Here is a 17,646-nt window from a genome sequence, read left to right as displayed (position 1 = left end):
CCTCCTTCCCTACTTCTTATCGACGAACGACAGGTCGCCGATCTCCGGCTTTTCGCCGAGATCCACGTTGTCGCCCAGGTTCTTGGCGACGATCTTTTGGAACTCGCCGGAATCGTGCATTTCGTTCAGCGCTTCATTGACCTCAGCCTTGGCTTCGTCATCGCCCTTGGGCAGGCCGATGCCGTAGCGCTCGTTGGTCCAGTAGCTACCGTCGTCCTTCTTGAGCTGGATCACGCTGTAGTTTTCGCCATAGCGCTGCTGGTAGCGCTGCGCGAAGCCCGCGAGAATGGTCGCGTCTGTCGTGGTGGCATCCACCACGCCCTGCTTAAGGCCCTCGGCGCAGGCGGCGTAGGTATCGAACTCCTGCAGCTGCACCTCCGGCAGCGCGGACTTCACCTTCTGTGCAGGGGTGGAGCCGGATACGGAGCACAGGCGAGTGCCCGGTGCGATGTCCTTGAGCCCCTTAATGCCGGAATCTTCGCGTACCAGCAGCGCCTGGTGGGTCACCACGTACGGGCCGGCGAAGTCGACGGCCTTGAGGCGACCCTTATTGATGGAGTAGGTCGCGGTGATCATGTTGACCTCACCGTTGTTGATGAGGGTCTCGCGCTGTGCGGATGGGGTTTCGCGCCACTTGATTTCTGGCGTGGCCCAGCCGTGCTTCTTTGCGATGTATTCCACGACGTAGCGGGATACGTCGGTATCCAGGCCGGCGAATTGCTTATCGGGGGTGCGCTCGCCCAGGTTGGGTTGGTCGTATTTGGTGCCCAGGACAACGTGGCCGGATTCGATGTCCGCCAGTAGGTCGCGGGCGCCACCGGATCCACACGCGGCAAGCGTCACCACCGTTGTGGTGGCAACCACTGCAGCCGTGAGGCGCTTGATTGCGCTTTTCAAAGTAGACATGTGCAAACTCGCTTCCCGAACTAGTGGCCTACGATCTTCGCCAGGAAGTCCTTGGCGCGATCGGATTGCGGGTTCGTGAAGAAGGTCTCCGGGTCAGTGTCCTCGACGACGGCGCCATCGGCCATGAACAGGATGCGGTCGGCCACGCGGCGTGCGAAGCTCATCTCATGGGTGACGACCACCATGGTCATGCCGCCCTTAGCCAGGTCGGTCATGACGTCCAGGACCTCGTTGATCATCTCTGGGTCGAGGGCGGAGGTCGGCTCGTCGAAGAGCATTACCTTTGGATCCATGGCCAGTGCGCGGGCGATGGCCACGCGCTGCTGCTGGCCACCGGAAAGCTGTGCCGGGTACTTGTCAGCCTGCGCTGCGATGCCCACGCGATCCAGCAACTCGTCGGCGGTCTTGCGTGCGGCTTCCTTGCTGATCTTGCGGACTTTAGTGGGAGCCAGCGTCACGTTGTCCCGGATGGTCATGTGGCTGAACAGGTTGAACTGCTGGAACACCATGCCAACTTCCGCACGCAGCTTGGCAAGTTCCTTGCCCTCTTCTGGCAGCAGATCGCCGTCGATGCGGATTTCGCCCTTATCGATGGTTTCGAGACGGTTAATGGTGCGGCAAAGCGTGGACTTACCGGATCCGGAGGGGCCGAGGATGACGACGACCTGACCTGCCGGTACTTCGAGGTTGATGTCCCGAAGTGCGTGGTACTCGCCGAAGTGCTTGTTCACTCCTTTGAGTTCAATCATTGGCTTAGAAACAGTGGGTGTAGACATAAAAGACATATTAAGTAATGCGCATCACTTTTAAGTAATCAAAGGAAGATGGCTCACCCTTGTTCGGCATTGTGTGGCGTTTTAGCTCTTCAACCGGGAACGATGCCGGATGAGCAATGGCGGGGTCGATACTCAATTGACCGGCGAGGCGTACGGTGGCGGTCATGAATTTCTCTGAATTTATACGTAACCGCCACTCCCCTCGCGCGTTCCTGCCGGACCCTATCCCGGCGGCGGACATCAAGGAGATTCTTCTTGACGCCCAATCCGCGCCCTCGAACTCCAACACACAGCCGTGGAATGTCCACGTGATTGGTGGCCAGAAGTTGAAGGACCTAAGTACTGCCTTGATTGAGGAGTTCGACACCAATGGCCTGACCCCTGACTTCACTATTGATTACGGCGAGGGTGTGCACCCGCAGCGTTCGCAGGAGCTGGCGGCGAAAATGTACGGGCTGCTGGGCATTGCGCGTGAGGATAAGGAGGCGCGCACGGAGTTCGTCCGCGAGAATCTGCGTTTCTTTGGTGCGCCGTACTCGGCTTTGATGTTTATTCCGCCGATGGGCGACCGTATTCGCGCAGCGTTTGACCAGGGAACGTACGCGGAGAACTTCCTGCTGTCCCTGACTGCCCACGGATACCACGGGGTGCCCCAGGGCATGATCTCCCTGCTGGCGCCGACGGTGCGCGAGTTCCTGGACGTGGATGAGGAGTACAAGCTGGTGACGGCACTAACCTTCGGCCGTGCGGATGAATCCAGCCCGGTGTTCTGGACGAACCCGGGCCGTGTTGCACTATCCGAGACGGTGACGGTGCACGGGATTGAGGGGTTGGAGGTTTAGAGGGGGACGCCGACATGGGGGGGAACGAGGCAAGAGGGAAAAGCCCCGCTGACGCGGGGAATAAGTGGATCCCAGCACTGAACCATGCAAAGCCAACGGCTCATCCCCGCCTGCGCGGGGAAGCATGGGCGCCACTAACTCCCCACCCTACAAAAACAGCAAATTTCACCAAGGTCGAGGTAGGCGAAAAAATTTTCCAACTTGGTATTGCATGGTTTAGACATTGCTACTAAGTTTGTTTGTACACACAACACTACGAAAGTCAGCAGACATGACAGACCACAATTCCGCACCATCGTTCGTTTTAGAATCCTGGAACGAAGTAGTTAATAACTTCTCCCCCACAGCCAGCGCGTTCTTAGCCAAATCTGGCGACGAAACCGGCCCCATGTCACTCGTCCAGCATCTTGTCGATTCCGGCGCGGTTGCGACCTACCTTTGGGATTCCTGGCTCTCCCCGCAGATCGAGGACTTCCTCAGCCGCACTACACGACTCTCCCCCGAACACATCCGCTCACTCACCGTGTTCCTAGTAGCAAGCCACGACTTGGGGAAGATTAGCGGTCCTTTCGTACGCAAGCTCCGCTCCCCCGAAACCAATACCCCGCTTCTCTTCCCACTAGAGAACGCCGGTGTCCCCATCCCAGACCTCGACGCAGATGAGGAAGTTGCAGCCCTGGCTCACCCACTATATTCGCGGGAGCTTTTGGTTCGCTGGCTCGCGGAACATGGGCTCAAACCACGGGTCGCTTTGTCCCTGACTCAAACGGTTGAAGCTCACCATGGATGGCTCGACACTAGCGGTCGACAAGCCGTTGTTTCGTTCGTAGACAACTATCCTCCCGAGTGGCAGGCTGCCGTCAACGAGATTTTGGATAGCCTCGCAAACACTACAAACGTCCAAACAGCTCTGAACTCACTCGACGGCAGGAGATTGCCTACCACGGTAGTGCAGATCATCACTGGGTTCATGGTGATGTGCGATTGGCTGGCCTCAAACACCAACTTCTTTCCACTCCACTTCAGCGACTCACAGTCTGACCGCATCACGCAAGGAATGAGGTTGGCAAAGTTTAATCTCTGCACAGAGTTCAAACAGCTAGATGGCGATCCTTCCAGCATCGCTTACAACTACCGTACCAGTTTCTCCTGGCCGGAAAGTTCCACACCGCGCCCCGTGCAACTCGCAACAGCGGAGTTGCTCAGGGACAAAGCCCCCGGACCTTCGCTGGTTACCATCGAAGCCCCAACCGGTGAGGGGAAAACCGAAGCCGCCCTTTACGCTGCGCAACAATTTGTCCAGCTCAATAAAGCTACAGGCGCGATACTGGCAGCCCCCACTATGGCAACCGCAAATGGCCTGTTCAAGCGTTTCTCTCGCTGGGTAGAGAATATCACTGAAAACTCAGCTATCTCCTCCCTCTATCTCGCCCATGGCAAGAATCAACTCAACAGCGATTACCGAAAGCTCCGCTACAGCGACATTGGTGAGGACTGCGCCGACCATGGCACAGTCATTGCTACCGACTGGCTTTCTGGACGCAAAAGCGGGCTACTTTCAAACTTCGCTGTCGGAACCATCGATCAAGTCCTGATGATGGCTCTGCAGATCCGCCACTCGATGCTGCGGCACCTGGCGCTTGCCGGGAAGGTCGTAATCTTCGATGAAATCCACGCCTATTCGACATACACCAACGAATACCTGGCTGAAACCCTGCGTTGGTTGGCCGCTTACGGTGTACCCGTTATCTTGTTGTCGGCCACACTTCCGACCAGTCGAAAAAATGAACTCATTTCCGCCTATGGCGGCCAACTTAAGAAACAAGACCACACACTGACCAATGAAGGGTATCCCCTTCTCACCCTGGTTGATACGGACGGAGTCTGGGAGCAAGCAGTCCCACCTCGACCAGACGACATGCACGCGCACGTGGAGCTCATCGACGACTCTGTCGAAGAACTCACGCGCCTCGTTAAAGAACTCTGTTCCGAGGGCGGCGTAGCTCTCGTCATATGCAACACCATCAAACGAGCTCAGGAAGCATTCGCCGCACTGGAATCCGCATTCCCTGGTGAGGTTCGCCTCCACCACTCTGCCTTCACCGGCCTCGATCGCGCGCGCCACGAAGAAGAGCTCTTGAACGAACTGGGACCGGCGTCGCATAAGGAACAAGGGCGCCCCACCCTGCGCATCGTATGCGGTACCCAAACCCTGGAACAGAGCCTTGATATCGACGCCGACGTCTTGATCACTGACATTGCCCCAATGGATCTAATCATTCAGCGGGCAGGGCGCCTACACCGTCACCAGCGGCCGGACAGTGACCGGCCGGCGAAGCTACGCGATGCTCACATCTATATCCGCGGAATCTCAAACACCTCCCCACAGCCTGAGTGGGATTCCGGCACGGCTCACATTTACGACGACGCGTTGTTGCTCACGACCTACAGGTTGCTCTCCACAGAAGTAGCGGAGAAGGGATTCCGACGCCCTTCCGATGTACCACACCTAGTTCAGAAGGCCTACGACTTTGAAGCGAATCATGACTTCCCAGAAGCCTGGTCAGATCGCTGGGACAATTCACGCACGAAATCGCTCGCGACTCATTCTGCTGATTTGTCCAGGTCCAGAGTCTTTAGGATTCCAAGCCCCGGGAAGACGGGGAACCGACTGGATAGCCTTTATGAGCAGTTAGTCCGGGATAGATCGCAGGAAGAGGTCAAAGCCACAGCATCTGTACGCGATGCTGAAAGCAGTATCGAGGTTATCCCCATTATCGACAGCGAGTATGGATACTCCCCTCTCCATCTGGCAGACGACAGCCAGCAACCTGGAGTGTTGGAGGACACGACAATCCCGGACTTTGATACGGCCTTCCGTCTTGCCGCATCCACAGTGCGCTTGCCTGCGATGTTCACCCGTTTTGACGACGTGTGGGATCGGACGGTCGACCGGCTGGAGGAGCAAACCCCCGAAGGATGGGCTGACCACTACCTGCTGAGAGGCCAGGTCGCACTGCGCCTTAACCAAAACCTGGAGGCCACATTGACCGGCGTGAAGGTCAGTTATTCCGAGCTACTCGGACTTCAAACTGAAGGCTTTCCAGATTTACGAAAAGACACCTAAATGTTTGCCATACGGATAACTTCAAGGAAAACAAGAACTTCAACCCGCCCTCCCTAGACCTGGTACACCCCGGCAATCGCCCCGACAACAACCAACTGAAGCTACACAGAAAGGAAGGTTTAACGTGACGGAGAGCTTTAGCCTTCTGGATCAACCGTGGATTCTCACGACGTTGACCGATGGCTCCGCTGCAGAGCTCAGCCTGCGCGAAATCTTCGACGGTTCCCATTCAATTGCAACCATTCGCGGTGACAGTCCGCTGCAGGACGTAGCCATTTATCGCCTTTTACTAGCCATTTACTGGTGCGCCTACCGCGAAATGCTTGAGTTCGCCCCAGGCGAAGAACTGGACATGGTCGACTGGATTTCTGACCGCTTGGAAGCTGCCGAAGAAGATCAATCGGACACCACCGTGCTGGAATACCTGGAGCGATTCGCAGACCGCTTTGACCTGCTAGATCCAAAGAAACCGTTTATGCAGGTAGCTGACCTGCATACAAGCAAAAATGCAACGTCCGATGTGCGTCGGCTCGTACCGGATTTTGAGGATGATTACTTCACACTCCGCGCTGGCGAAGGCGCACTGTCTCTTACCTATGCCGAAGCGGCACGTTGGCTCATCTACGTCCAGGCCTACGACTATTCCGGTATCAAATCAGGTGCCGTTGGCGACCCGCGCGTCAAAGGCGGGAGGGGCTACCCAATCGGCACTGGTTGGACTGGAGCGATCACCGCGACAATCATTCTCGGGTCGAACCTGCAGGAAACCCTCGCCTTAAACACCACCACAACGGCTCTCCAGGCCGAAGGTGATCTACCAGTGTGGGAACGCGAACCAGACACCTCTGCACAACGTCTGGATCCTACGAACAAAGACGGTATCTACCCCAAGGGGCCGGTTGAGATTGTTACTTGGCAATCCCGGCGAGTTCGCCTCTTCCCGGAGGATGGGCGTATTACTCAAGTTCTCGTATCGAATGGGGATCGTATCCCCCACGCGAACGCGAACGTTAAAGATGACCCGATGACGCCCTATCGGTTCAGTAAGAACAAGTCCACCAAGAGTACCGATGTCTACTACCCCAAGCCGCTCGAGGCAGAGCGAACAATGTGGCGCAGCTTGGAGCCACTGATTGCTTTGGAAACCGACCCGGTCTACGACAAGAAGAACCGGGCTCCTGAACGCCCCAAGACGATCGATCAGCTCGCTGATTTGAAAGAAAACGGAGTTGAGCTCCCGGAAACCCTGAACGTTTCCATGTCCTCCCTGCAGTACGGCTCAAATAGCTCGGTCGTGGGCATCAGCATTAGTACAAAAATCGCGCTGCCACTGGAGCTGCTTCCCCAACCCGCTGTTAAACAGCGTCAATCAATACTCAACCTCGCTGCAGCGACAAGCCAAGCAGGAACCATGCTAGGCAGCTTTGCCGGTCAGCTTTTCCAAGCTGCAGGCGGCGACTACGAGTTCCAGCCCTCTGCCACCGACACTCTGCTGGCCGAGCTCGAGCCGAAGTTTAGCGAATGGATGGAAACCGTCCACGAGGCAGATCTGGAAACGCGACTTACAGCTTGGGAGTTGATAGTTCGCGACGCTGTACTGCGGCACGCGGATGTACTCCTTGTCGGAGCTGGTCCCAAGGCACTTGTCGGCAGGATTCTTGACCCCAATGGCGACGAGCGCTTTGTATCCGCAGGAACGGTTATGAGCTGGTTAAAGAAGAAACTGCGCGAGATTCTTCCTCGTACCGTTCGGCACGAGGATCGTCCAAAACCCAGTAATACTCACCAAGAATAGGAATTAACCATGGACCAACTCACTGAAGAGCAGCCACGGCTGAGTTCATCAGTCGCTGCAACATGTAGCCAATTGCAGGCCGATTATCTGGGTCGTACGGGCTACCCCAACCAGGCTCAGGCTCGTGGAACACTCGCCGAGCTGCGGAAGTCTGCTGGTCAACCGGCACTTCAGAACCCACTCGTTTTCGAGCGCGTTCTCTCATCGCTAGTCCCGCCGCTGTCCGCACAAGAACTAGGTCGTGGAGACGCTCCCTCACCATCCGAGGAAGCCGCATTCCACGCACTTGCCTTCTTCGCCCTCCACATGCAAGGCGCCACACACGAGGTACACGACAGCTCTCGTTCCTTTGCCACTGCCTGTGGCCAACTCGCGCATGCCAGCGAATCGAAGTCCATCAAGGGCCGCTTCGATGCCCTAGTGCTGGCTCGTACAGCACAGTCCCGACTGATTCAGACGCGCTCGTTGATCTCCCTACTCCGCTCGAAGGGACTTCGGTTCAACTACGGATGGTTCGCAGCGGACCTGCGCAAGCTTTCTAACCCACGCACCCGGAACGGCGTATTGCTGCGATGGGGACGTGACTTCGCCTTTGCCATGTACGCACGCGACGCCGACCGTTCCTCCGCCTCCGAAGAAAACTAAACAGAAAACTAACCCCCACTTTGAAAGGATTTTCCCATGTCCATCACTATTGATTTCCACGCCCTTCAGACCCTTCCTCCGAGCCTCATCAACCGTGATGACACCGGTGCTCCGAAGACCGCAATCTTCGGTGGCGCACCCCGTCAGCGCGTGTCCTCTCAGGCATGGAAGCGAGCCATCCGCAAGGATTTCGGCGAGAAGTTCCCTACCGGCTTCGTGGGATACCGCACTCGCCGCGCAATCGAACTGCTCGCGGACCGTATCCAGGAGCTGGATGGATCCATCGAGGAAGCCGAAGCTACCACGCTGGCAGAAAATATCTTCACCGCTGCTGGCTTCAAGCTGACTAAGCGGAAGTCTGCCAAGTCCGATGCTGAAAATGAAGAGCAGAAGAATGAACTTGGCTACCTGCTCTTCCTGAGCGTCCGCCAGGTCAACAACCTCGCCGAATACGCAATCACACACCGTGAGGAGAAAAAGTTCACCAAGAAGGACGTAAGCGCGCTCTTCGACCAGGAACACGGCGTGGACATCAGCATGTTCGGTCGCATGGTTGCCGATGCTCCTGACTTTAACGTCGACGCATCCGTCCAGGTCGCACACGCTATTGGCGTGCATGAATCCGAGCCGGAGTTCGACTTCTACACCGCGGTCGACGACATGGTGGAGGCTGACGAAGAGGTCGGCGCAGCCATGATGGGCACGGTGCAGATGATGTCCTCCACGCTGTACCGATTCGCCACGATCGATGTCGACTCTCTGACAGAGAATCTTGGCGACACGGCAGTTACGGCCGAGGCTATCAAGACTTTCACCGAAAGCTTCATTACGTCTCTGCCCACGGGTAAGCAAAACACCTTTGCCCACAACAGCGTGCCGGAGCTCGTTTACGTCACCGTACGCGATGATCGCTCCATCTCCCTGGTCAATGCCTTTGAGGAACCTGTCGTGTCCGAAAACAACCAGGGTCGTCGCAAGTCCGCAGCCGACCGCCTAGCGCGTGAAGCGGAGCAGATCCAGAACACCTACGGCTTCTACCCGAAAGCTGCTTTCGTAATGTCTCTCGGCGACCTGGCCGATGCTTTCGTTGAGCAGAACCTGGCCCAAAAGACAACGCTGCCCGAGCTGATCGACGCGGTCGTAGAAGCTGCCACCCAGGAGCACTAATGCCTTCCACCCTTCTACTTAGGCTTTCTGGCCCCATGCAATCGTGGGGCGCCAGCAGCCGATTCAAGCAACGCGCAACCGAGCAAGTGCCCACCAAGTCCGGTGTGCTGGGTCTCCTCGCCGCCGCGCAGGGACGTCAACGCACAGACGATCTACAAGACCTTGCGGCGCTAATGTTCGCCGTTCGCGTGGACCAGCGTGGTTCCCTACTGCGGGATTACCAGACGGCTCAGCCGTGGCAGACAAGGCCGAAGGATAACGCGAGCCTGGTCACGCGCTACTACCTGGAAGATGCCATCTTCGTCGCTGCCGTTGAGTCAAACGATGACTCATTCATCGACGAACTGGCGAAGGCTGTACGGCGACCACGATTCCCGCTTTTCCTCGGACGTCGGTCTTGCCCTGCTCCCCCGAACCTTTTCCTCGGAACGTTTGATGGTTCAGCCCTCGAAGCACTACGTGCAACCGAATGGCAGGCTACCCGCGCACACAGGAAGACAAGAGCGCCGAAGCTCTCGCTGCCCATTTTTCGTGACGCCACCAGGGGTGAAACCGGCATTGCCACACGAGACGTGCCGATTTCCTTTTCTCAAGAACGTCGAGAGTACGGATGGCGAGAAGTCGTCCAAGACAAGGCCGGGGTGCCCGTTGAAAACGACCTCGGTTCAACCAACGATCCATTCATGGAGGCGGTGATGCAGGCATGACGACGTTTACTCGTCTTCACCTAGGTCCCAAAGGCCGACAAGCTCGAAAGCTTTTGGGAAATCCGCAGGCCATGCACGCCGCGGTTCTAAGTTGCTTTCCCAAAGAGGTCGGCGACAAGGAACGCATTCTCTGGCGCCATGATGGAAAGCTTCGGGGGTCTGACGAACATGCTGTGTACATCGTCGGTCCTGATAGCTGTGACCCCAGCAAGATCGCAGAGCAGACTGGTTCCGAGAACGTACCGCAGAAGGCGAGCTACGATCGCCTACTCGATGCACTGGCGAACGGGCAGCAATGGCATTTCGAGGTAGTTCTTAACCCCGTCGCGGCCAAGAAGACCCCCGGAGCGCCGCGGGGAACTCGCGGTAAGCTCACGGCGCTGGTGGGTGAGGAAGCTCAGTTGGAATGGTTTAGTACCAAGGCCAAGAGCTGCGGTTTCACACCACTGGAAACACTGATCGTCGAGCGTAAGACACTGCGTTTCTCTAAATTGGCGACCAACCCCAAGGGACGACAGGTGGTCATTGGAACCGTGCGTTACCGTGGCACTTTGCAGATCGACGATGTTGAGGTGTTCAAGAAAGCCCTCGTTGAGGGCATTGGCCGTGGCAAGGCCTACGGTTGTGGCCTGCTAACACTGGCCAAGCCCAAAGCCAGCACGTCGGCCTAAGTAGGGGATTGAGCCATGGCACAACATCCTTCGAAGTCTCCCATGGATCGTCCCATTCTGCCTCGGGTACAGGACAGAATCTCTTTCCTGTACGCCGAGCGCTGCGTTGTAAACCGCGATAACAATGCAGTCACACTGGCGGACGAGCGCGGAATCACCCACGTACCGGCGACTGGGATCGCAGCTTTGCTCCTTGGTCCGGGTACGAAGGTAACTTATGCCGCCATGGCACTGTTGGGGGATTCCGGGGTCTCCGTTGTGTGGGTTGGGGAGAAAGGAGTGCGCTATTACGCATCCGGCCGTTCGCTATCGAATTCTTCGGCAGCGGCGGAAGCGCAGGCGTCAATAGTAAGTAACCAGCGCCGCCGGCTATTCTGCGCGCGACAGATGTACGCCATGCGCTTCCCCGGCGAAGATGTATCGAATGCGACGATGGCGCAGCTGCGCGGACGCGAGGGATCCAGGATGAAGAAGGTCTACTTGGCGGAGGCCGAACGGACCGGAGTCGAGTGGAAGAAGCGGATGTACGATCCGCAGAATTTTTCGAGTGGCGACCCCATCAACCGAACGCTAACTGCAGCTAATGCAGCGCTGTACGGCGTGGCACATGCGGTCATCGCGTCGCTGGGGTTCATTCCTTCCTTAGGCGTAATTCACCAAGGCACGGAACGCGCTTTTGTCTACGACCTTGCGGATCTGTACAAGGCAGAAGTTTCGATTCCAGCGGCGTTTGACGCAGTGGCGGAAAACGAACTGACCGCTGACGTGAATATTCGGCGGGTGATCCGCGATTACGTGGTCAAGAAGAACCTAATCCCGACCATGATCCGGGACGTAATGTTCCTGATGGAGATGAGTTCGGAGGCACAGAACATTGACTCTGAACTGGTGCTGTGGTCGAATCTGGACGTCGTTTCCTCAGGACGAAACTGGGCAGACGAAAGGCCATTCGAATGATGGTTTTGGTTGTTTCTGCTTGTCCAGCTGGTCTGCGGGGTGACCTCACGCGCTGGTTGTTGGAGATCTCCCCTGGGGTGTTTGTAGGACGGCCCAGCGCCAGGGTGCGTGAGCAGGTGTGGGAGCGCACGTGCGACCTGGTGAAGGATGGCCGCGCGATTATGGTCTTCCAAGCTGCCAACGAGCAGGGATTTGATTTCAAGACCCACCGGCACAACTGGGTTCCAACTGATTTTGACGGCGTGAACTTAATTACGCGGCCAAATAATAGGGCGGCTTCGCCACGGCGACGTGGTTGGAGCAAGGCACGACGACGATAAAAGGTCTTCCGGTTGCTCGGTTCCGATGGCTCCGATGGCTCCGATGATCTAGAGGAAAACAAGTTGAACTAGAATCGGCTTTACGGCTCAAAGAACCACAGCTCAGCGAGTGTGCTCCCCGCGCCAGCGGGGATGAGCCGTGCCGTGGCGTCAAGCGTGCCAAATTTAGTTTGTGCTCCCCGCGCCAGCGGGGATGAGCCTGCACCGCATTGAGACCATGCCCCGCCTTGTAAGTGCTCCCCGCGCCAGCGGGGATGAGCCTGAGCTGTGCATTGAGCTCACCAATAGCACGCCGTGCTCCCCGCGCCAGCGGGGATGAGCCCAGTGGGCCGAGGCAACGCCGTGGCATGAGGTGGTGCTCCCCGCGCCAGCGGGGATGAGCCGCCGGTGGCCATACGTGCCAGCGTGTCAAAGACGTGCTCCCCGCGCCAGCGGGGATGAGCCCGACAGCGTAGGAGGATACAGCCCGATGGGATAGTGCTCCCCGCGCCAGCGGGGATGAGCCCAGACCAAGTCCTAGCGCCCGGCGTGACATCACGTGCTCCCCGCGCCAGCGGGGATGAGCCCAACATCGTCAACCGTGATTTCGAACATTACGCGTGCTCCCCGCGCCAGCGGGGATGAGCCCTCGACCCGCATTCCCGTCCAGTCCATCACTCCGTGCTCCCCGCGCCAGCGGGGATGAGCCTTCCTGCCCGCGAGACACGACGGCTGGCAGCACGTGCTCCCCGCGCCAGCGGGGATGAGCCCGGATCACCCAAAGTAATCCTCATCTGCGAATCGTGCTCCCCGCGCCAGCGGGGATGAGCCCTTCGAGAAATCAGCTTCGATGGTAACTTTTGCGTGCTCCCCGCGCCAGCGGGGATGAGCCGCACAGTGTAGGCATGGTGATCCGGAGCAGTTCGTGCTCCCCGCGCCAGCGGGGATGAGCCGGCGTGGCGGGCTCATATCGGGTTGGCGGTGGACGTGCTCCCCGCGCCAGCGGGGATGAGCCCCGAGCTAGGTATGCGCCGTATTGCCGCCTTGAGTGCTCCCCGCGCCAGCGGGGATGAGCCCGGTCATACCATCGGGCAACTTAAACCACCAATGTGCTCCCCGCGCCAGCGGGGATGAGCCGTGTCTTGAGGCGGCCGGTTTTGAGGTGGTTGAGTGCTCCCCGCGCCAGCGGGGATGAGCCCCACCCAAGTGCAATTCCTGGGCAGGGCACAAGGTGCTCCCCGCGCCAGCGGGGATGAGCCCGTTGGGAATTGCTGACTCTCTCGATTGAAACGGTGCTCCGCGCGCCAGCGGGGATGAGCCACGGTCGCTAGGCACACCTGCGCCCAAGCCGCTAGTGCTCCCCGCGCCAGCGGGGATGAGCCCCCCAGGCGCAGAAGATCGATCTCCAAATCCTCGTGCTCCCCGCGCCAGCGGGGATGAGCCCCGTTGGCTGCTGTTGTCGGCACTCTGGCTGCCGTGCTCCCCGCGCCAGCGGGGATGAGCCTGATTCGATTAAGGCGTTGGCGAATATTTCCGCGTGCTCCCCGCGCCAGCGGGGATGAGCCCCAGCCTTAAACATCGCCGCCGGACCAGCAATCGTGCTCCCCGCGCCAGCGGGGATGAGCCCGCGGTAACAGCCCTGACAGGTGTGCTGAAGGGGTGCTCCCCGCGCCAGCGGGGATGAGCCCATGGCGCAGAACAGCGGTACCCGGGATCAGGTGTGCTCCCCGCGCCAGCGGGGATGAGCCCGCGGTGAAGGTGGCCGCTGCGTGGTTGGTGGCGTGCTCCCCGCGCCAGCGGGGATGAGCCCTCATCCCCCACATCCTTCACAGACTTCTTCGCGTGCTCCCCGCGCCAGCGGGGATGAGCCCATAATATCCGCCTTCTGCAACGTCACCAGCCGGTGCTCCCCGCGCCAGCGGGGATGAGCCCCTTGGTGAGGTAGCCCGAGACCTTGGCCAACTGTGCTCCCCGCGCCAGCGGGGATGAGCCCATGTGCAGGTTGTCGCCCTCGGATTGGCTGGAGTGCTCCCCGCGCCAGCGGGGATGAGCCGAATCCCCACCGCGTGAACTTTCACCTGCGACGGTGCTCCCCGCGCCAGCGGGGATGAGCCCTGTCATGGGTAACAGCGCTCGCGTCATACCCAGTGCTCCCCGCGCCAGCGGGGATGAGCCGCACAAAATGGCCGACATTACAGACCTGCCAGAGTGCTCCCCGCGCCAGCGGGGATGAGCCCTAGAAAAGTTCGCTAAGGCTTCCGAGGCTGCTGTGCTCCCCGCGCCAGCGGGGATGAGCCGCGCGTCAGAGGCGCTTGCACCGCCAAGCGCACGTGCTCCCCGCGCCAGCGGGGATGAGCCTTCGAGGTACCGCGCGGGCTATGGACGCACAGGGTGCTCCCCGCGCCAGCGGGGATGAGCCTGACGGAGTGGCACAACGAAATTGACGCCAACGGTGCTCCCCGCGCCAGCGGGGATGAGCCTCTGCAGCCCATGATCTAGCCAATACCATCGGCGTGCTCCCCGCGCCAGCGGGGATGAGCCGCGGCGAGATGAGGCTGCTAAACGCGCGCGCATGTGCTCCCCGCGCCAGCGGGGATGAGCCCTGGACACCCGGATAAGTGCCCACGCCCTGTGGGTGCTCCCCGCGCCAGCGGGGATGAGCCCACCCTTGCCAGATGCCGCACAGCCTTAAACGAGTGCTCCCCGCGCCAGCGGGGATGAGCCGGTGGGGTGTTGTGGCCTGTGCTGCACGGTCTGGTGCTCCCCGCGCCAGCGGGGATGAGCCCAGCTAACGCACCCAACTAGAGCGCCCAGCGTAGTGCTCCCCGCGCCAGCGGGGATGAGCCCGGCACCCTGTTCGCTTCGATCATGGGCGTGTGGTGCTCCCCGCGCCAGCGGGGATGAGCCTGCTGCTAAGGCTTCTGCTGACGCTGCAAAGGTGTGCTCCCCGCGCCAGCGGGGATGAGCCCTCGATCCATGCCCCCGGCGAATCATCCAGAACGTGCTCCCCGCGCCAGCGGGGATGAGCCCACGACGGGGTGGCTATTCCCAGGGGCCATCGAGTGCTCCCCGCGCCAGCGGGGATGAGCCTCCTCGCCGAGGACGCGGGTGGCCTCCGGGCGGGTGCTCCCCGCGCCAGCGGGGATGAGCCCGACGATGGTGTGTGGGTGGCGCAGTCTGTTCCGTGCTCCCCGCGCCAGTGGGGATGAGCCGAACGGCCAGGCGGGTTTCGTGATCCGCAGGCTGTGCTCCCCGCGCCAGCGGGGATGAGTCGCACCGTGAACGTTGCCGCCCTCGCAAATATGAACCGTTGCGCGCCGAACCTTGCCAGCTACTTTGAGGGCGACATCTGTTGGAGTGACGGCGTTATTAGCCATCCCCTGGAAAAGCGCCAGACTGGAAGCATTCCTGTCAGGCGGCGAACAGAGCACCCCTTTCGGCATGCCCTTTTTATGCGATCTTGTGGGGCCAGCGGGGCTCGAACCCGCGACCAGCGGATTATGAGTCCGCGGCTCTAACCGACTGAGCTATAGCCCCTAGCAAAGCCAAACCACTCTAACCGAGTGGCTTGCTCACAAACGATTCAACCACACCGCCTGGCGCGGGCACTCATATACCCCGCTTTCGACACATCGAATCCCTACCGCACCCCTATCTATCCCCCAGAAATGCTCCTTTGAACTGCCGATTTGTCTGTTTGCACCACTGGCATATAGAGTATGTTCTCGTTGCACAGGGCAAGGGCTTTCGCCCCGAAGCTCACACAACTTAATCCCCTATAGCTCAGTTGGCAGAGCATTCGACTGTTAATCGAAAGGTCACTGGTTCGAGCCCAGTTGGGGGAGCCACTTATGAGCCCCGATCGGCTGCACTATGCAGACGGTCGGGACTTGTCGCATTGACGCTACACCCACAGCCCCTCAAGCACGTCCACTACCCCGTTGGCCCCGCGGTGGCGGAAGCGCGCCAACACCTTCGTTCCTTACTTTTCTCCTGGCTTGAGCAGTACGGCACCGGCAATCGTTCCCGCACGAAGACCATGCGCAACAAGGCGAAGGCGACGACTGATTCCGAGCGAATCCGCCAGCTAGAAAGTGGACACGCAAAGCTGCGCGAAGAACGCGACATCCTGCGCAAGGCTGCGGAATATTTTGCCGAAGAGACACGCTGGTTATCCGCTTCCAGTTTGTCTATGACCACCGAATCTTCCAGCCCAAGTACCGTCCTAGTCTTTAGGAGAACCGGGTTCTACAATCAGCGCGAGTCCCGAAGCAAGGTCGGCCAGCAACTGCTTCGCCGAGTCCACAGGAGCATTGAGGTAGTCGATCGTCAGCCCGTTGACCAGTGCAGTGACAAGACGAGCACCTTGCTCAGGCGACAGCCCTCGGGCCAACTTTCCGAAACGTTGCGCTACTTCGAGACCTTCAGACACGCGCGCCCGAAACTTCGTGACCTCGGCGTCGTATAAGCCAGCCAGCCATTCGCGCGTCGAGGCTGCAGCTCCCACAATGACCCACACAGCGGAATCCTCGCGCTGGACAGGGCCAATTGGCAAAAGTTCAGCCAGGCGACCGTGTAAGACCGTGTGAAAATCCGTCGCATCGGTCTGAGTAAGGGCCCGCGACTCCTGGCGCTGCAACGACCTGACAAAAGCTTTCGCGATGATGTCGTCCCGTTTACCCATCTGGTACTGGACAGTCCCAGGTGCGACGCCTGCCTCAGTGGCGACATTGCGCACGCTCAGGGCATCGAGGCCCTGACTGACCATTACCCGAATGGCAGCATCAGCGATCACTGCGGCGGTGCCCGTGATAGGTGTGTTGCGATCAACAGACATGGAACTCCAATCTTCCGTAGCTCAGACGCGATGAGCCATTCATGAGTGCAGTTGCACTCGCATAATGCGTCTCATACAATCGTATCAACCGCGCGATTAATACGAACGTATGACGCGGGATTGAGGCCTTTTGTGAAGCTGAGGCCCCGATGAACACCCGACTACCGGAGAATTCCATGTCAGACTTCCTCCCCCTTGCCGGCCTTGCACTCGTAGATAGTTTGAGTGCAGGAACCCTTGTCATTCCTATTGCTCTGATTGTTATCTGGCGACGAGTGCATTTAGGCCTGTTGGGCACCTATCTCGCTACGATCGCCACGGCCTACTGCGCCCTCGGTATTGCGCTTCTATTAGGGTTCGATACGGCAGTATCGAGGCTTTCTGGTGTAAGCGAGACTGATTGGTTCCGGTGGGTGACGCTTGTTCTAGGCGCGGGGCTTTTCATCTTCGGTGTGTTCTCGCCAAACCCCAAAAAGCCCGCGGCCACGCAGACCGCCGGCGCCGAAGTACCGAAGAGTCGGGCTTCTCGCCTTGCACGGGGCGCGTCACTGAGCGCGACTGGCATGGTGGGGCTTGCGCTAGGTGCTGCTGTTGTCGAGGCTGCGACGATGTTGCCCTACCTAGGCGCAATGGGAATTATCCAGTCTATGTCTTTCGGGTTTAGCGGCAAGGCCGCGCTTATTGCGGGGTACTGCATCATCATGGTCCTACCGGCAACTCTTATGGCTGTCATTGCAGGCGCAGCGGGGCCGGCTATTTTTCATCGTTTGGAGCGCGCCATCCGCCGACTGGAGTACGAAGCGAAAGTGACGTTGCTGTGGATCGCGGCAATTGTGGGAGGCTACATGGCGGCATCGAGTGCAGTAAGGCTCGGATTGATCGGTTGAGTGCCAGGTTGAACCTTGAGCGATGGCGTC

The 17,646-nt window shown here is 59.1% G+C and carries 14 protein-coding genes, 2 tRNA genes and 1 CRISPR repeat array; of the genes, 11 read left to right on the top strand and 5 right to left on the bottom strand.

All coding sequences use genetic code 11. The annotated features are described in order from the left end of the window. Nucleotides 1-9 precede the first annotated feature (9 nt). The 3 genes from AC06DS_RS06320 to AC06DS_RS06310 are packed head-to-tail and all read right to left on the bottom strand — an operon-like array spanning nucleotide 10 to nucleotide 1,848. On the bottom strand, nucleotides 10-906 hold the full coding sequence (locus tag AC06DS_RS06320) for a glutamate ABC transporter substrate-binding protein (RefSeq protein WP_293791815.1): 897 nt from the start codon (nucleotides 904-906) through the stop codon (nucleotides 10-12). A gap of 20 nt (nucleotides 907-926) precedes the next feature. Beyond that, complete coding sequence (locus AC06DS_RS06315) at nucleotides 927-1,655, bottom strand: amino acid ABC transporter ATP-binding protein (protein WP_477101190.1); 729 nt, start codon at nucleotides 1,653-1,655, stop codon at nucleotides 927-929. A 37-nt stretch (nucleotides 1,656-1,692) separates the two neighbouring features. Then, nucleotides 1,693-1,848 (bottom strand): hypothetical protein, encoded by a 156-nt coding sequence (locus AC06DS_RS06310; protein ID WP_477100252.1) that lies wholly within the window; start codon nucleotides 1,846-1,848, stop codon nucleotides 1,693-1,695. Between AC06DS_RS06310 and AC06DS_RS06305 the strand changes: the two genes are divergently transcribed. From AC06DS_RS06305 to cas2e, 9 genes are all read left to right on the top strand, one after another. Further along, on the top strand, nucleotides 1,847-2,524 hold the full coding sequence (locus tag AC06DS_RS06305) for a nitroreductase (protein ID WP_477100251.1): 678 nt from the start codon (nucleotides 1,847-1,849) through the stop codon (nucleotides 2,522-2,524). The two genes, AC06DS_RS06310 and AC06DS_RS06305, sit on opposite strands and share 2 nt — an antisense overlap. 271 nt (nucleotides 2,525-2,795) lie before the next feature. Continuing rightward, nucleotides 2,796-5,651 carry a CRISPR-associated helicase Cas3' gene (gene cas3 / locus AC06DS_RS06300; RefSeq protein WP_477100250.1) on the top strand — a complete coding sequence of 952 codons (2,856 nt, stop codon included), beginning with the start codon at nucleotides 2,796-2,798 and terminating at the stop codon, nucleotides 5,649-5,651. Nucleotides 5,652-5,775: 124 nt separating this feature from the next. Then, nucleotides 5,776-7,446, top strand: coding sequence for a type I-E CRISPR-associated protein Cse1/CasA (casA, locus tag AC06DS_RS06295; RefSeq protein ID WP_477100249.1), 1,671 nt, complete (start codon nucleotides 5,776-5,778; stop codon nucleotides 7,444-7,446). A gap of 9 nt (nucleotides 7,447-7,455) precedes the next feature. Further along, on the top strand, nucleotides 7,456-8,091 hold the full coding sequence (casB, locus tag AC06DS_RS06290) for a type I-E CRISPR-associated protein Cse2/CasB (RefSeq protein ID WP_477100248.1): 636 nt from the start codon (nucleotides 7,456-7,458) through the stop codon (nucleotides 8,089-8,091). A 36-nt stretch (nucleotides 8,092-8,127) separates the two neighbouring features. Further along, complete coding sequence (gene cas7e / locus AC06DS_RS06285) at nucleotides 8,128-9,258, top strand: type I-E CRISPR-associated protein Cas7/Cse4/CasC (protein ID WP_477100247.1); 1,131 nt, start codon at nucleotides 8,128-8,130, stop codon at nucleotides 9,256-9,258. Continuing rightward, the gene (cas5e, locus tag AC06DS_RS06280; protein ID WP_477100246.1) at nucleotides 9,258-9,965 is read left to right on the top strand and encodes a type I-E CRISPR-associated protein Cas5/CasD; all 708 of its coding nucleotides are present in this window, start codon (nucleotides 9,258-9,260) and stop codon (nucleotides 9,963-9,965) included. Before cas7e ends, cas5e begins: the two co-directional genes overlap by 1 nt. Then, nucleotides 9,962-10,636, top strand: coding sequence for a type I-E CRISPR-associated protein Cas6/Cse3/CasE (gene cas6e / locus AC06DS_RS06275; RefSeq protein WP_477100245.1), 675 nt, complete (start codon nucleotides 9,962-9,964; stop codon nucleotides 10,634-10,636). Before cas5e ends, cas6e begins: the two co-directional genes overlap by 4 nt. Nucleotides 10,637-10,651: 15 nt before the next feature. After that, nucleotides 10,652-11,593 (top strand): type I-E CRISPR-associated endonuclease Cas1e, encoded by a 942-nt coding sequence (gene cas1e / locus AC06DS_RS06270; protein ID WP_477100244.1) that lies wholly within the window; start codon nucleotides 10,652-10,654, stop codon nucleotides 11,591-11,593. Beyond that, on the top strand, nucleotides 11,590-11,913 hold the full coding sequence (gene cas2e / locus AC06DS_RS06265; protein ID WP_477100243.1) for a type I-E CRISPR-associated endoribonuclease Cas2e: 324 nt from the start codon (nucleotides 11,590-11,592) through the stop codon (nucleotides 11,911-11,913). The genes cas1e and cas2e overlap by 4 nt, the downstream gene beginning before the upstream one ends. Nucleotides 11,914-12,024: 111 nt before the next feature. Continuing rightward, nucleotides 12,025-15,165: direct repeats of the CRISPR family, unit length 28 nt; unit sequence GTGCTCCCCGCGCCAGCGGGGATGAGCC. Nucleotides 15,166-15,355: 190 nt separating this feature from the next. Here the strand turns inward: cas2e and AC06DS_RS06260 are convergent. Beyond that, nucleotides 15,356-15,429, bottom strand: a tRNA-Ile gene (locus AC06DS_RS06260). A 235-nt stretch (nucleotides 15,430-15,664) separates the two neighbouring features. Between AC06DS_RS06260 and AC06DS_RS06255 the strand changes: the two genes are divergently transcribed. After that, nucleotides 15,665-15,740 (top strand) — tRNA-Asn (locus AC06DS_RS06255). Nucleotides 15,741-16,117: 377 nt separating this feature from the next. Here AC06DS_RS06255 and AC06DS_RS06250 read toward each other — a convergent pair. Continuing rightward, complete coding sequence (locus AC06DS_RS06250; protein WP_477100242.1) at nucleotides 16,118-16,729, bottom strand: TetR/AcrR family transcriptional regulator; 612 nt, start codon at nucleotides 16,727-16,729, stop codon at nucleotides 16,118-16,120. Nucleotides 16,730-16,878: 149 nt separating this feature from the next. Between AC06DS_RS06250 and AC06DS_RS06245 the strand changes: the two genes are divergently transcribed. Continuing rightward, nucleotides 16,879-17,616 (top strand): GAP family protein, encoded by a 738-nt coding sequence (locus tag AC06DS_RS06245; RefSeq protein ID WP_477100241.1) that lies wholly within the window; start codon nucleotides 16,879-16,881, stop codon nucleotides 17,614-17,616. Nucleotides 17,617-17,646: the final 30 nt, after the last annotated feature.

It is taken from the genome of Corynebacterium sp. TUM25015, assembly GCF_056393505.1.
The sequence above is the reverse complement of the archived record's forward strand: the minus strand, read 5'-3'. Positions and strand labels throughout refer to the sequence as shown.

What these genes read in the sequence shown, in the direction of transcription:
- cas3 (WP_477100250.1), top strand. Translation starts at nt 2,796, where the DNA reads ATGACAGACCACAATTCCGCACCATCGTTCGTTTTAGAATCCTGGAAC.
- AC06DS_RS06245 (WP_477100241.1), top strand. Translation starts at nt 16,879, where the DNA reads ATGAACACCCGACTACCGGAGAATTCCATGTCAGACTTCCTCCCCCTT.
- cas7e (WP_477100247.1), top strand. Translation starts at nt 8,128, where the DNA reads ATGTCCATCACTATTGATTTCCACGCCCTTCAGACCCTTCCTCCGAGC.
- cas2e (WP_477100243.1), top strand. Translation starts at nt 11,590, where the DNA reads ATGATGGTTTTGGTTGTTTCTGCTTGTCCAGCTGGTCTGCGGGGTGAC.
- AC06DS_RS06305 (WP_477100251.1), top strand. Translation starts at nt 1,847, where the DNA reads ATGAATTTCTCTGAATTTATACGTAACCGCCACTCCCCTCGCGCGTTC.
- cas1e (WP_477100244.1), top strand. Translation starts at nt 10,652, where the DNA reads ATGGCACAACATCCTTCGAAGTCTCCCATGGATCGTCCCATTCTGCCT.
- AC06DS_RS06250 (WP_477100242.1), bottom strand. Translation starts at nt 16,729, where the DNA reads ATGTCTGTTGATCGCAACACACCTATCACGGGCACCGCCGCAGTGATC.
- AC06DS_RS06320 (WP_293791815.1), bottom strand. Translation starts at nt 906, where the DNA reads ATGTCTACTTTGAAAAGCGCAATCAAGCGCCTCACGGCTGCAGTGGTT.
- AC06DS_RS06310 (WP_477100252.1), bottom strand. Translation starts at nt 1,848, where the DNA reads ATGACCGCCACCGTACGCCTCGCCGGTCAATTGAGTATCGACCCCGCC.
- casB (WP_477100248.1), top strand. Translation starts at nt 7,456, where the DNA reads ATGGACCAACTCACTGAAGAGCAGCCACGGCTGAGTTCATCAGTCGCT.
- AC06DS_RS06315 (WP_477101190.1), bottom strand. Translation starts at nt 1,655, where the DNA reads ATGATTGAACTCAAAGGAGTGAACAAGCACTTCGGCGAGTACCACGCA.
- cas5e (WP_477100246.1), top strand. Translation starts at nt 9,258, where the DNA reads ATGCCTTCCACCCTTCTACTTAGGCTTTCTGGCCCCATGCAATCGTGG.
- cas6e (WP_477100245.1), top strand. Translation starts at nt 9,962, where the DNA reads ATGACGACGTTTACTCGTCTTCACCTAGGTCCCAAAGGCCGACAAGCT.